Source organism: Halopseudomonas pachastrellae (genome assembly GCF_900114765.1).
In the GTDB taxonomy this organism is placed as follows: Bacteria; Pseudomonadota; Gammaproteobacteria; order Pseudomonadales; family Pseudomonadaceae; genus Halopseudomonas; species Halopseudomonas pachastrellae.
In genome coordinates this window covers 23,765-35,938 of record NZ_FOUD01000005.1, presented here as the reverse complement: position 1 = coordinate 35,938, position 12,174 = coordinate 23,765, and the positions used below count along the sequence as shown (strand labels likewise).

At 62.8% G+C, this 12,174-nt stretch carries 11 protein-coding genes; 2 read left to right on the top strand and 9 right to left on the bottom strand.

Translation table 11 applies throughout. The annotated features are described in order from the left end of the window. Nucleotides 1–12: 12 nt before the first annotated feature. From BM116_RS04985 to BM116_RS04970, 4 genes are read right to left on the bottom strand one after another with little or no spacing between them, the layout of a single operon-like run. Nucleotides 13–1,188 (bottom strand): AI-2E family transporter, encoded by a 1,176-nt coding sequence (locus BM116_RS04985; protein WP_211276285.1) that lies wholly within the window; start codon nucleotides 1,186–1,188, stop codon nucleotides 13–15. Then, entirely contained in the window at nucleotides 1,185–1,457 is a 273-nt protein-coding gene (locus BM116_RS04980) for a hypothetical protein (protein ID WP_083727922.1), read from the bottom strand. The genes BM116_RS04985 and BM116_RS04980 overlap by 4 nt, the downstream gene beginning before the upstream one ends. Further along, complete coding sequence (locus BM116_RS04975) at nucleotides 1,426–1,932, bottom strand: hypothetical protein (RefSeq protein ID WP_083727923.1); 507 nt, start codon at nucleotides 1,930–1,932, stop codon at nucleotides 1,426–1,428. The genes BM116_RS04980 and BM116_RS04975 overlap by 32 nt, the downstream gene beginning before the upstream one ends. After that, the gene (locus BM116_RS04970; RefSeq protein WP_083727924.1) at nucleotides 1,929–2,231 is read right to left on the bottom strand and encodes a hypothetical protein; all 303 of its coding nucleotides are present in this window, start codon (nucleotides 2,229–2,231) and stop codon (nucleotides 1,929–1,931) included. The genes BM116_RS04975 and BM116_RS04970 overlap by 4 nt, the downstream gene beginning before the upstream one ends. 245 nt (nucleotides 2,232–2,476) lie before the next feature. Here BM116_RS04970 and BM116_RS04965 point away from each other — a divergent pair, with 245 nt between their 5' ends. Next, on the top strand, nucleotides 2,477–3,655 hold the full coding sequence (locus tag BM116_RS04965; protein ID WP_083727925.1) for a saccharopine dehydrogenase family protein: 1,179 nt from the start codon (nucleotides 2,477–2,479) through the stop codon (nucleotides 3,653–3,655). Between the two features lie 69 nt (nucleotides 3,656–3,724). On the opposite strand, the gene BM116_RS04960 is transcribed toward BM116_RS04965, so the two are convergent. From BM116_RS04960 to BM116_RS04940, 5 genes are all read right to left on the bottom strand, one after another. Continuing rightward, complete coding sequence (locus tag BM116_RS04960; protein ID WP_083727926.1) at nucleotides 3,725–4,567, bottom strand: 23S rRNA (adenine(2030)-N(6))-methyltransferase RlmJ; 843 nt, start codon at nucleotides 4,565–4,567, stop codon at nucleotides 3,725–3,727. A gap of 61 nt (nucleotides 4,568–4,628) precedes the next feature. Continuing rightward, complete coding sequence (locus tag BM116_RS04955; RefSeq protein ID WP_083727927.1) at nucleotides 4,629–5,309, bottom strand: Fe2+-dependent dioxygenase; 681 nt, start codon at nucleotides 5,307–5,309, stop codon at nucleotides 4,629–4,631. A 171-nt stretch (nucleotides 5,310–5,480) separates the two neighbouring features. Continuing rightward, nucleotides 5,481–7,775, bottom strand: a complete 2,295-nt coding sequence (locus BM116_RS04950) for a catecholate siderophore receptor Fiu (RefSeq protein WP_083727928.1) — start codon at nucleotides 7,773–7,775, stop codon at nucleotides 5,481–5,483. Nucleotides 7,776–8,065: 290 nt separating this feature from the next. Beyond that, a complete protein-coding gene (locus tag BM116_RS04945) occupies nucleotides 8,066–9,865 on the bottom strand; it encodes a type IV pilus assembly ATPase TfpB (protein WP_090475032.1) in 1,800 nt (599 codons plus the stop codon). A gap of 37 nt (nucleotides 9,866–9,902) precedes the next feature. Further along, nucleotides 9,903–11,306, bottom strand: coding sequence for a CYTH domain-containing protein (locus BM116_RS04940; RefSeq protein WP_083727929.1), 1,404 nt, complete (start codon nucleotides 11,304–11,306; stop codon nucleotides 9,903–9,905). 127 nt (nucleotides 11,307–11,433) lie between these two features. Between BM116_RS04940 and BM116_RS04935 the strand changes: the two genes are divergently transcribed. Then, the gene (locus BM116_RS04935) at nucleotides 11,434–12,111 is read left to right on the top strand and encodes a TIGR00153 family protein (protein WP_083727930.1); all 678 of its coding nucleotides are present in this window, start codon (nucleotides 11,434–11,436) and stop codon (nucleotides 12,109–12,111) included. Nucleotides 12,112–12,174 lie beyond the last annotated feature (63 nt).

Here is a 12,174-nt window from a genome sequence, read left to right as displayed (position 1 = left end):
GGTTGATAGCGGCTAGATCGGGCTCTCGATCAGTTTGACCCAGTGCGGGAACAACCGCAGCCGCGCGGCTGCCAGCTTCAGGCACACCAGTAGCGGCACGGCGATCAGTACGCCGACCACGCCCCACATCCAGCCCCAGAGAATCAGCCACAGCATCAGCACCAGCGGGTGCAGACGCATGTTGTGGCCCAGCACGGTGGGCGTGACAAACTGGGCCTCGACCAGGTTGATGCAGAAATAGATCAGCGCCGGCAGCAGCGCCGCCAGCACCGGGCCGTACTGCACCACGCCTGCCAGGCAGAGCACGCCCATGCCGATGACCGGCCCCACGTAAGGGGCAAAGTTGAGCAAGGCGACCATCACGCCCCACAGCAGCGCATCTTCCACGCCCATGAAAAACAGCACGCAGCCGGTGACCACACCCAGCAGGATATTGATCACGCTGACGGTCAGAATGTAACGCGACAGCTCATGCTGCACCTGCTCCAGCAGGTCAGTCGCCGCCTGCTTGTCACGAATCTGCGGGAATACCTGGATAAAGGTGCTGTACAGCGTCGGCCCGAAGATCAGCATAAACAGCACCAGCACCAGAAAGGTGAAGAACTGCGCCAGCACGGCTGGGGTTGCGCCCAGCATCTGCACCATCAGCTCAACCCCGCCTTGCATCACCCGGTCCGACACCGCACTGTCGCCGACCGGCGATGGCGCTGGAGACGGCGCGGCACGCGGCTCTTCGTCATCACGAAACCAGCCAAAAAACCGAAAGCCCTCTTCCTTCTCCGGCTCGGTCACCGTGACCGGCGACTCGCTGACAGATAGCTTGCGGCTGAATTCGTCCAGCTCATCGGTCAACTGCGCCGACAGCTCCGGAATGCGCTGAAACCATTTCTCCGCCGGCTCGGAGAGCTGCATACCCATCAAGGTAAACGGCCCGCCAATAGCCGCCAGCAGCAACAGCGCCGACAGCGTTCGCGGAATGTGGAAGCGCTTGAACAGCCCAACCAGTGGGCTCAGCAGCAAGGCAAAGAGCGCCGCTACCGCAACCGGCAACAACAGGGTCTTGGCCAGGTACAGGGTGTACAAACAAGCCAACGCCAGCAACCAGTAGAGCGCCATCTGTACCGGCGGCATCTTGGCTCTGGGCCCGGTAATTTCTTCAATCTCGCTTGGCGGCGTCTGCTCGTTCACAGCGCCAACCCCAGGTTACGCAGCAGCGGCAGCACACTCTGTACCACCGGCAACAGGCGTACCCCGGTCACACCCAAGCCCCAGGTGCGCCCCAGCCCCAAGCGCTGCGTCGCCGCGCCAGCCAAAGCACCACCACCAACCAGCAACGCCGGATTAACCTGGCGCAACTGATGGCGCACCAGCGCACCACTCAGCTCGACAATGTCCAGGCGCAGCGTCAGCTGCTTGTCCAGCTGTTCAATCTCGTCGATCAGTTGCTTTCGCTTCATCATCTGCTCCCTGCATGAGTCGCTTCAGGTGTGCGCGCGTACGGCGGAACCCATGGGACCGTTGATAAATGCCGATCTGCCTGACCAGCAGTCCGGCGCACAGCAATTGCAGCGCCAGCGCGGCGAGCAGGGCAAGGCTGACCGACTGCGCGGCCTGCCAGACCCACCAGCCCACCAGCGCGCTCAGCAACAACCAGGCGAACAACAGCAGCGGGATCAGTGCCACCCCCAGCAGCAGAACACGCTTGGCATCGCCCAGCGTCAGCTTCCATTCCAGGCGGAACAGACGGAACAACTCACCGCTGGCCGAGGCAATCTGCTCCAGCCAGGCGGCGGTTTGCTGCAACAGCGCTTCACTGGCAGCCTCCTGTTCTGGCTGCTGCTGTGATTGCTGATCGGGTTGCTCGGCTTGCTGTTCGCCGGCAGCGGCGCCCTGGGGCTCCGCTTCCGGCTGATCGCGCGTCGGCTCAATCATTTGCGCGAAAGCAGTTGCGACAGTACAAAGCCGGCGGCAAAGGCCAGGCTGATGGTCGCCAGCGGTTTCTCACGAATATAGGTGTTGGCCTGAGCGCCCAGCTCTTCGGCCTTCTCGCGCCCCTTGAGCAGATGTTCAAGGGCGTCGTGTCGTACTTCCAGTCCGGCGGCCTGGGCAGCGGAGGCAAAGTGGTCGCGCGCCTCCAGCAATTTTTCGTAGGCCTCGCCAACCGCTACCTTGCTGGCAGCCAGCTCACTCTGTTTGGTCGGGGCGCTTTGCGGTGTCTTCTCTGCAGCCATGTCGATCTCCTTGCATTCGTTGTTTGTCAGGCCGTTGACCGGCCATCAGTCCACTATAGGTGCCGCCCGTCATGGCTGCGGATTATCGACCGCCATTCGCCCCGGAGAAACCGGTGCGAGCGCTCAACCCTGCTCCGCAATCTGTGCCAGACTAGCTTGAAACTCAAGCACCCACACTGGCTGGGACTGGCGCGCATGACACAAAGTTCAGCCGCCGTTCCCCGCCCACCAGGAGGACACCCCGCATGAGCAGTACGCCAGAGTTTGACATCATCGTCTACGGCGCCACCGGCTACACCGGCCGTCTGGTTGCAGAATACCTGAGCCAGGAGTACGCCGACGACAGCGGCCTGCGCTGGGCCATGGCCGGCCGCAGCCAGAGCAAACTGGAAGCCGTTCGCGATGAGATCAATGCCCCTGCCGACACCCCGCTGGTGGTCGCTGACACCGGCGACGCCGACAGCCTGCGCGCGATGACCGAGCGTACCCGGGTGGTGCTGACCACCGTTGGCCCTTACCAGTTGTACGGCTCCGACCTGGTACGCATCTGCGCGGAAACCGGCACCGACTACGTCGACCTGTGTGGTGAGCCAGCCTGGATGCGCCAGATGATTGATGCCCATGGCGAAACCGCCAAGCAAAGCGGCGCGCGGATCGTCTTTTCCTGCGGTTTTGATTCCATCCCCTTCGATCTGGGCGTGTACTTCCTGCAAAAAGCCGCCAAAGAGAAATTCGGCGCTGCCCTGCCTCGGGTCAAGGGCCGCGTACGCAAGATGAAGGGCACCTTCTCGGGCGGTACCGCTGCCAGCCTGAAGGCGACACTGGCAGCCGCCAAGGCCAATCCGGAGGTCTACCAGTTGCTGGGCAACCCCTTTGCGCTGACGCCCGGTTTCACCGGCCCGGCCCAACCGCCGGCGGCCAAGCCGGAGTTTGACGAGTCCCTCGGCAGCTGGGCCGCGCCCTTTGTCATGGCGGCCATCAACACCCGCAACGTGCACCGCTCCAATGCCCTGCTTGGGCATGCTTACGGCAGTGATTTTGTCTACGACGAGATGATCTTGACCGGCCCCGGCGAACAGGGCGAAGCCATCGCCAAGGCAGTAACAGGCGACAAGTCACTGGCCGGCGACGACGCGCCCAAGCCCGGTGAAGGCCCCACCAAGGAAGAGCGTGAAAACGGCTTCTACGACGTGCTGTTTATTGGTGAAGGCGCCGACGGCAAGACGCTGATGGCGAGCGTGGCAGGCAAACGCGACCCAGGCTACGGCTCCACCTCGCGCATGATTGCCGAAAGCGCCATTTGCCTGGTACGCGACGCCACCGATACCCAGGGCGGCATCTGGACGACCGCACCGGCCATGGGCGACAAGCTGATCAAGCGCCTGCAGGGGCACGCCGGGCTGACCTTCAAGCTGGAGGGTTGATCGCGCAGCAATCCTGGCGGGCACGGCATGCCGTGCCCCACGCCAAGCCGGCTCCGGTGCGCTCTGACCTCAGGGCGCGCCAGCCAGCCAATCCATTCGCCAACTCCCGCCACCTGACTGCGCCAACTCCTGGCTCAGCCATAGCAACACCTGCTCCAGCTCTTCCCAGATCGGCCAAGGCGGATTGATCAGCATCATGCCTGAACCGTTCAGCCCCAGCTGGTTGTCGGCCGGACGCACGTTCAGCTCCACGCGCAACGCCTTGGGCGCCCCGCTGTCGGCGATGCCCTGGTAGAAGTCCTTGAGCAGCCGTTGATCCTTGATCGGATACCAGATTGCGATCACCGTCTGACGCATGCGGCTAATCGCCTGCTGCACCGCAGCCACGCAGCGCTGCAGGTCATCGGTCTTTTCAAAGGGCGGGTCCAGCAGCCACAGCGCGCGCTTTTCAGCCACCGGCAAAAAGGCTTTGGGCAGCTCATAACCATCGCGCTGATGCACCGCGATGTCGGGCTGCGGCGCAAAGTATTGGCGCAGGGTGTCGGCGTCTTCGGGGTGCAGTTCGCTGAGAATCATGCGGTCCTGCTCGCGCAACAGCTCGGCCATGATCTGCGGCGAGCCCGGGTACCAGCGCAGTTGCCCATCCGGGTTGTGGCGCGCCACGGCATCGCGGTAGTCGGCCAGCCACAGCGGCAGGTCGTCACGCGTCCAGAGGCGGCCAATGCCCTCAACGTACTCGCCGGTCTTGCCAGCCGCCTCGCCCTGCAAATCGTAGAAGGCGGTGCCGGCGTGGCTGTCCAGACAGCACAGCGGCGTGTCCTTGCGCTGCATCAGCACTAACAACTGGCGCAGCAAGGCGTGCTTGAAGACATCGGCGTGGTTTCCGGCGTGGTAACTGTGGCGGTAGTTCATGGACAGCTCTGCTGATTGGCTCGACGTAAGCCGGGCATTCTAACAGCAGCGAGCAAGCGCCTTACACCTCAGCCCACTGCCGCAGCAGGTTATGGTAGTGACCGGTCAGGGTGAGCACCTCGGGGCAGTCACCCAGCTTGCCGCGCAATTGCTGAATAGTGGTATCCAACTCATACAGCTGCGAGCGCTGGGCATCAGAGCGCACCATGCTCTGGCTCCAGAATACGCTGCACACCCGCTCACCCCGGGTGACCGGCGTTACCTGATGCAAGCTGCTGGACGGATACAGAATCAGGTCGCCCGCCGGCAGCTTGACCTCGTGGATACCGTAGGTGTCCTGCACCTCCAGCTCGCCGCCGTCGTACTCCTCTGGCTCAGACAGGAACAGCGTGGAGGACACGTCGGTGCGCAAACTCAACTGATTGAACGGCAACTGACGCACCGCGCCATCGACATGAAAGCCGTAGTGCTCGCCGCCACTGTATGTGCTGAACAAGGGCGGCACGGAGCGCAGCGGCAGCGCCGCCGCCATAAACAACGGGGTGGCGTAGAGCCGCTTGAGGATGAGTTCGCCCAGCTCTCGGGCGACCGGCGAGTCGACCGGCAACTGGCGATTGCGCTTGACCACCGCGCCCTGCTGCCCGACCGTCGCGCGGCCATCCACCCAGTCGGCGGCGGCCAGGCGCTTGCGCACGTCTGCCACCTCGGCCTTGCTGAGCACCTCGGGGATATGCACCAACATAACTTGCTCACCTGCTATGGGCTCAGGCTGACGCCCGCGCGGCGGGTCGGCAACGCGCGGATTCAGTCTGAGCAATGACTGAAAACGGCAACACCCGCAGAGTGCGGGTGTTGCCGGTAAACCTCAACTGCAATGCCTGCAGCTGTATGCAGGCCAAAGCCTGCGCCCGGCTCAGAAGCTCATGTCGGCACTTAGCAGGTAGGTACGCGCCGCACCCGGCGTGTAGCGGTAACCACTCTTGTTGATGGCCGCCACGTACTCCTCGTCCGTCAGGTTGTAGGCATTAAGGCGCAGCGACAAATTGTCCGACACAGGGTAAGACACCATCGCGTCAAACACCGTGTAGGAATCGGTGTGATCGGGCGTGCCCACCGCGCCGTCGCGGCCGCGGGTCAAGCCAGCGGTGTAGCGTGCGCCACCGCCGATGGTCAGCCCGGACGGCAGGCGATAGGTGGTCCAGCTGGTAAAGGCGCTGTCCGGCGTGTAAGTCAGATCGCTGGAGCCGCTGGCGGTGATCGCATCGCCCTCGGTCACTTCGGTATCCAGGTAGGTATAACCGGCGGAGACCGACCAGTCCGGTGTGATGTTGCCGATCATCGACAGCTCGATGCCCTGCACGCGCTTTTCGCCATCCTGCGTCGGGTTACCCAGGTCATCCTCGCTCACCTCGTTGAGCACATCGGTGCGGAACACCGCTGCGTTCAGGGTCAGGGCATCGGGCACCGCGTCCCACTTGACGCCAACCTCATAGGTACGCGCTTCCTGCGGGTCCATGCTCGGGTTGTTGGCGCTGGTGGCGGAGTCACTCAGCTGGAAATTGAGACCGCCCGGCGGCTGCTGGGACAGCGCGTAGTTGATGTACAGACTGGTCTGCGGCACCGGCTTGTACACCGCGCCCAGCTTCCAGTTGATCAGGGTGTCGCTGTCATCGGTGTCGATGGTGTTGACGATACTACCGGTCGGCAGCGCGCCACAGGGCACGGCGCGACGCCCGGTGCCGCCGCAGATGGCGTCGTTGCTGTATTCGGTGGTGTAGTGGTCGGCGCGCACGCCGCCGGAGATCAGGAACTGCTCACCGAATTTCAGGGTATCGAACACATACAGCGAGTAGGTGTCGGTCGAGCCTTCGCTGTTGGCGCCATTGCGCCCGTAGGTCAGGTCGCCGGTGTCGTTCCAGTTCGGGTTGAACAGGCTGGCATCCGGACGACTGCCGGAGGAGCTGACGCCATAGCTGGTCTGCTCTTCCCGGGTCAGCTCGACACCGGTCAGCAGGTTGTGCTCGATGCTGCCGATATGAAAGTCCACCCGCAGGTTCAGCTGGTCGGTGAAGATGGTGTTCTCGATGTCCTTGAAGGTCGGCAGGCTGCGCGCCAGCATGTAGGTCGACAGGTCGTTGACATCGGTATAGGTGATGTTGGTGCCGGTGCTCATAAAGGCGGTCAGCAGGTAGTCCTGCTTGGTCTCGCCCCAGCGCAGCACGTTGGTCAGTTTCACCTGGTCGGAGAAGTCATGCTCCAGGCGGAAGGTGGCCATCTTGGCCGTCACATCGTCGTGATCCTGCTTCGTGCCGTAGAAGTTTTCGCTGTCGACCGGGTTGCCCACCAGGTTTTCCAGCCCTGGCTGCGGAGTCCAGTGGTCAATGCCGACCGTCGGCACGTAACCGTCCGGAATATTGTCCTGCTTTACGTACAGCAGGTTGAGGTAGGCCCGCGTAGCGCTATCCAGCCCGAAGCCAAAGGAGGCGGCGATGCCGTTTCGACTGTTGTTGACGTGGTCACGCCCAGCCACGTCGCTGTCCTGCCAAAGCAGGTTCAGACGCACCGCACTGCCGGGCAGCGTATCCAGTGTGCGGTTCAGGTCAGCCGTGACGCGCTTCTGACCATCGGTGCCCATGGTCATGCTGGCCAGGTTGGTGTCGCGCAGGTTGGCCTGCTTGGTGCTCAGGTTGATCGAGCCCGAAGGCGAGCTGCGGCCGCTGTCGGTGCCGGCCGGCCCCTTCTGCACCTCAACCTGCTCGATATTGAACAGATCGCGTGAAATAGAACCAATGTCCCGCACACCATCGACAAAAATGCTGCCGGAGGTATCAAAGCCGCGCATATAGATGGAGTCGCCGGTGGTGGTGTTGCCATTCTCACCGGCGTAGAAGGTACCCACCCCGGCGCTGTTGCGCAGGGCTTCGGTCAGGGTGGTGGCGCCCTGCTCGGTAAAGACCTGATTGGTGATGACCTGAATGGTCTGCGGGGTATCCAGCAGCGGCTGGGTAAACTTGGCGGAGCTGACCGAGTCGGCCCGGTAGGAGGACGCTTCGCCCTCGATCTGGATGGTGTCCAGCTCAACCACATCAGCGGCTTCCTGCGCGATGGCAGTACCGGACAACAGCAACAGTGACGAGACCGCGGTGGCGACCGGTTGCTGCAAACGATGCTTTCTGGCGCGAATGAACGGCGACGTTGTTTTTTGCATGGCTTAGCTACCCTTTCCTCTAGCATGTTCAGGAGTCAACATGCTCCTGATTTATAGTCAGATGCGGATAGTAATGAGATAGATTCTCACTATCAAGGTACTTGTGAGCAAATGTTTCGCTGCCGATGCGACATGCATCACGCAACGCCCGATCAAGAGCGGTTGCGCCCTGCGGGCCCGAGACGAGATGGAAGGGATAGGGGGCAGCAGCCGCCCCCCCCCTGAATACTCAGGCGAGGGTGATGCGCTGCGATCTATTGCGCCGCGCTAGCGGCGGGAGATGAGGTGACTCAGGTTTGCTGGCTTTGCGGCGTCACCCGCAACACCTCTTCGATGGTGGTCAGCCCGGCGCCGACTTTCTGCGCCCCGGACAGACGCAGACTGTGCATGCCTTCCTTGTAGGCCTGCCGACGCAGCTGGCCCAGGTCGGTGTCACCGTGAATCAAGCCCTTGATGCCATCGCTCAGGGGCATCAGCTCGTAGACCCCGGCCCGGCCACGGTAACCGGTTTCACGGCACTCCAGACAGCCCTCGGCATGGCGCGATTGGGTCGGCAGCGGCGCATTCCAGGGCTTGGTCAGCGCCGCCCAGGCCTCTTCATCAACCGGCGCCGGCGCCCGGCAATGCGGACACAGGGTACGCACCAGGCGCTGGGCCATCACACCCAGCACCGTTGCCTTGATCAGGTAGGGCGGCACGCCCAGCTCAATCAGACGACTGATGGCGCTGGGTGCATCATTGGTGTGCAGGGTGGAAAGCACCAGGTGGCCAGTCAGGGCGGCCTGAATCGCCATCTCGGCGGTTTCCAGGTCACGGATCTCGCCCACCATGATGATGTCCGGATCTTGGCGCATAAGCGCACGTACACCACTGGCAAAGTTGAGCTCGATATTGTGCTGCACCTGCATCTGGTTGAAGCTGTCCTCGACCATCTCGATCGGGTCTTCAATGGTGCAGACGTTCACCTCGGGCGTGGCCAGCTGCTTCAGCGTGGTGTACAGGGTGGTGGTCTTGCCCGAGCCCGTTGGCCCGGTCACCAGCACAATGCCGTTGGGCTGACTGACCATCTCCTGCCAACGGCGCTGATCCTCGCCGGAAAAGCCGAGCTGATCAAAGGTGCGCAGCAGCACGTCCGGGTCAAAGATCCGCATCACCATCTTCTCACCAAAGGCCGTAGGCAGCGTCGACAGGCGCAGCTCCACCTCATTGCCCTTGGGCGTGCGGGTCTTGATACGGCCATCCTGCGGCTTGCGCTTTTCCGCTACGTTCATGCGCCCCAGGCTTTTCAGCCGGCTGACCACAGCCACAGTCACCTGCAACGGGAACTGATACACGGTGTGCAGCACGCCATCAATGCGCAGGCGCACGCTGCCGGTTTCGCGGCGCGGCTCGATATGAATATCACTGGCGCGCTGCTCAAAGGCGTACTGGAACAGCCAGTCAACGATATTGACCACGTGGGCGTCGTTGGCATCCGGCTCCTGACTCATGCTGCCCAGATTCAGCAACTGCTCGAAGTTGCCGACGCCGCTGCTCTTCTGGTCAGTGGCGTTGGCACCGGTCACCGAGCGGGCCAGGCGGTAGAACTCTACCGAGTAGCGCTGCAGATCTTCCGGGTTGGCAACCACGCGGCGGATATCGCGCTTGAGCACATGCTGCAGGTTGGCTTCCCAGCCCTGAACAAAGGGCTGGGCACTGGCGATGGTGACCTCGCGATCATTGACCTCGACCGCCAGAATGCGGTGGCGCTGGGCAAAGGCGAAGGACATCAGCGGCGTGACCGCCGAGACGTTGATCTTCAGCGGATCAATGCGAAAAAACGGCTGACCACTTTCACTCGCCAGCCAGCGGGTGAGGGTATCCAAATCCAGTTTTTTGCCCGGCCGCGCCTGATCTTCAACGTTCTGCGCGGCAATGAACTGCAGCGGATGCAGCTTTGCAGTATCGCCCACGGCGGCGCGGCGCAGGCTGACCAGGTGGTCGGCGCTGTCCTGGCTCAGCCGCCCCTGGGTCACCAGCATCTGTAAAAAATCGCCCAAATCCAGTGGACGATCACTGCCCGGGATCGCCAGATCGGCCAGTGTTTTCATGTGTCTCTCCCTTTACTCAGATGATGCCCGGTACCACTCAGCCGTTAAGCGCACGCCAGCCGTTGAGGCGACGTAGCCGCACGCCCTGCTTGCGCAGCGCATCAAGCAGCAGCTCGCGCTGCTCTTCGGCCACCTGCGGGTATTGCTCCAGCAACGCCTGCAGTTTGTTCAACTCGCCAAACAGGCGGTCGGGCTCGGGCACCTGCAAAAAGGCCCGGAAATGCCCCAGCAACAGCTGCAGGCGCCCCAGGCGTGGCAGCTGATCCAGCCATTCACTGACAGCATGCTCCGGATCATTGTTGTGCGGCACCCGCAGCTCCTGAATCTCCTTGCCGCAGGCGGCGAGCAGCCAGCGCTCGAGCGGCAAGGCAGCAATCTTGCCACCGCGCGGCGGACGGTTCTGCGTCCAGCGCTGCTCCAGCAACCACAGCGCCAGGTCGACAAACAGCGTTCCCCAGGCGGTAGCCTCCAGCTGACGATCGAATACCGCTTCGGCTTCACGGCGCGCAGCTTCGCCGTCGGCGTCGTCCGCCCAGCCAGCCAGCACCAGCGGCTGAAAGGCCGCCAGCAGCGCATCCAGCGGCGCCACAAAGCTACTGGCCGCCGAGCGCGGCAGCGCCAGGTCGAACACACCAAAACAGGCACGCAACTGCGCCATGGCGGTTGTCAGCTCGCGGAACAGCTTCCATTGGCGGGTGTGCCGATACTGCTCGGCCAGACGTTGCACCCGGCCCAGCAGCTGGCCAACCAGTTCGGCAATGACTTGATCGACGGGAGTGTCGGCCTGCCAGCTTGGCTGCTCCAGTCGCAGGCTGAAACTGCCGGCATCGAACAGGCGGTAGCCGCGCTCGGCCTTGGAAATATCGCAGGGCATGAGCGGCAGCTCGCGGGTCAGCTCCAGCGCCAGCTCCAGCAGCGCCACCGCTGGCCCCTGACGAATTTCGAGCTCCAGCTCGCTGATCGGCTCAGCGGCGGCATCGGTGCGCACCTCGCCGCTGTCCAGCGCCGCTTCCACCTCAACCAGTTCGCCGTTGCGCTCCCAGCGCAGCACGGCACGGGTGCGCTCAAAGTCGGTGGTAAACAGCGGCTGCAGCTGCTGCTTGTCCAGCTCCGCCAGACTGGCCGGCCAACAGCTGTCGTCCAGCAGCGCCAGATCCAGCGCATCGGTCTTCAGGTACCAGTCCCACTCATTACGCTCGGACAGCCCGGCTACGCTCTGGCCGCGGCTTTTCAGCGTCTGGATGTAGGTGTCGCCGTCGCGGCGCAGGCGCAACGCCACCCGCGCGGCGCTCAGATCCCGCGCGGCGGTATCGAAATACTGGTTGTACAGGGTGCTGCGCTGCCACTCGCCGGCCCGGCGCTCATTCAGCAGCGGGTGTTGCTGCAGGGCAGCCAGAGTATCGGCGCTGGCGCGCAGTTTGATTTCGGTTTCCTTGACCATGTGCGATTCTCTAACAGCGCGGTGGCAGTCAACGCCAGCGCGCAAAAATGTTCATTTCTTTTCAATCTGATGACGGCTGCAAACTCAGCACCTATACTTTGCGGCCTCAATTCCAGCGGGAGGCGTCATGCCCAACAATCCGTTCCTCACCCTGTTCGGTCGTTCGCCGATTGGCCCCATGCAGCAGCACATCGCCAAGGCCCACGAGTGCGCAGCGCAGTTGCTGCCCTTTATCGAAGCACTGCAAGCCGAGGACTGGGCCGAAGCTGCACGTCTGCAGCAGCAGATTGCCCAACTTGAGCGCGATGCCGACAAACTCAAGAAAGACGTGCGCGTGCACCTGCCCAAGAGCCTGTTCCTGCCTGTGCCGCGTTCGGACCTGCTGGAGCTGCTCAGTGTACAGGACAAAGTAGCCAACCGCGCCAAGGATATCGCCGGCCTGATGCTGGGTCGGCGCATGGTCATTCCGGAGCCGCTATTCCCTGCTTTCAAGGCGTTCGTCTCCCGTTCCATTGATGCTGCAGCCCAGGCGCTGACGGCGATGAACGAGCTGGACGAGCTGCTGGAGACCGGCTTTGCCGGCCGCGAAGTGACTCTGGTCGAACGTCTGATCGAAGAGCTGGATCGCATCGAACACGACACCGACAACATGCAGATCAGCCTGCGCTCGGAGCTGTATCTGCTGGAGAAGGGTCTGCCGGCGGTAGACGTGATGTTCCTGTACCAGATCATCGAATGGATTGGCGATGTTGCCGACCGCGCACAACGCGTGGGCAACCGCCTGGAACTGCTGATGGCTCGCTAGGACAGCGAACCCCTGGCCATCAGTACGCATGCCGGCGCACACCCATAAACGCCGGCGGCCCAT

Bases quoted from the DNA above. Each gene is read 5' to 3' on its own strand.
- BM116_RS04980 (WP_083727922.1), bottom strand. From the start codon at position 1,457: ATGAAGCGAAAGCAACTGATCGACGAGATTGAACAGCTGGACAAGCAG.
- BM116_RS04975 (WP_083727923.1), bottom strand. From the start codon at position 1,932: ATGATTGAGCCGACGCGCGATCAGCCGGAAGCGGAGCCCCAGGGCGCC.
- BM116_RS04970 (WP_083727924.1), bottom strand. From the start codon at position 2,231: ATGGCTGCAGAGAAGACACCGCAAAGCGCCCCGACCAAACAGAGTGAG.
- BM116_RS04965 (WP_083727925.1), top strand. From the start codon at position 2,477: ATGAGCAGTACGCCAGAGTTTGACATCATCGTCTACGGCGCCACCGGC.
- BM116_RS04960 (WP_083727926.1), bottom strand. From the start codon at position 4,567: ATGAACTACCGCCACAGTTACCACGCCGGAAACCACGCCGATGTCTTC.
- BM116_RS04955 (WP_083727927.1), bottom strand. From the start codon at position 5,309: ATGTTGGTGCATATCCCCGAGGTGCTCAGCAAGGCCGAGGTGGCAGAC.
- BM116_RS04950 (WP_083727928.1), bottom strand. From the start codon at position 7,775: ATGCAAAAAACAACGTCGCCGTTCATTCGCGCCAGAAAGCATCGTTTG.
- BM116_RS04945 (WP_090475032.1), bottom strand. From the start codon at position 9,865: ATGAAAACACTGGCCGATCTGGCGATCCCGGGCAGTGATCGTCCACTG.
- BM116_RS04940 (WP_083727929.1), bottom strand. From the start codon at position 11,306: ATGGTCAAGGAAACCGAAATCAAACTGCGCGCCAGCGCCGATACTCTG.
- BM116_RS04935 (WP_083727930.1), top strand. From the start codon at position 11,434: ATGCCCAACAATCCGTTCCTCACCCTGTTCGGTCGTTCGCCGATTGGC.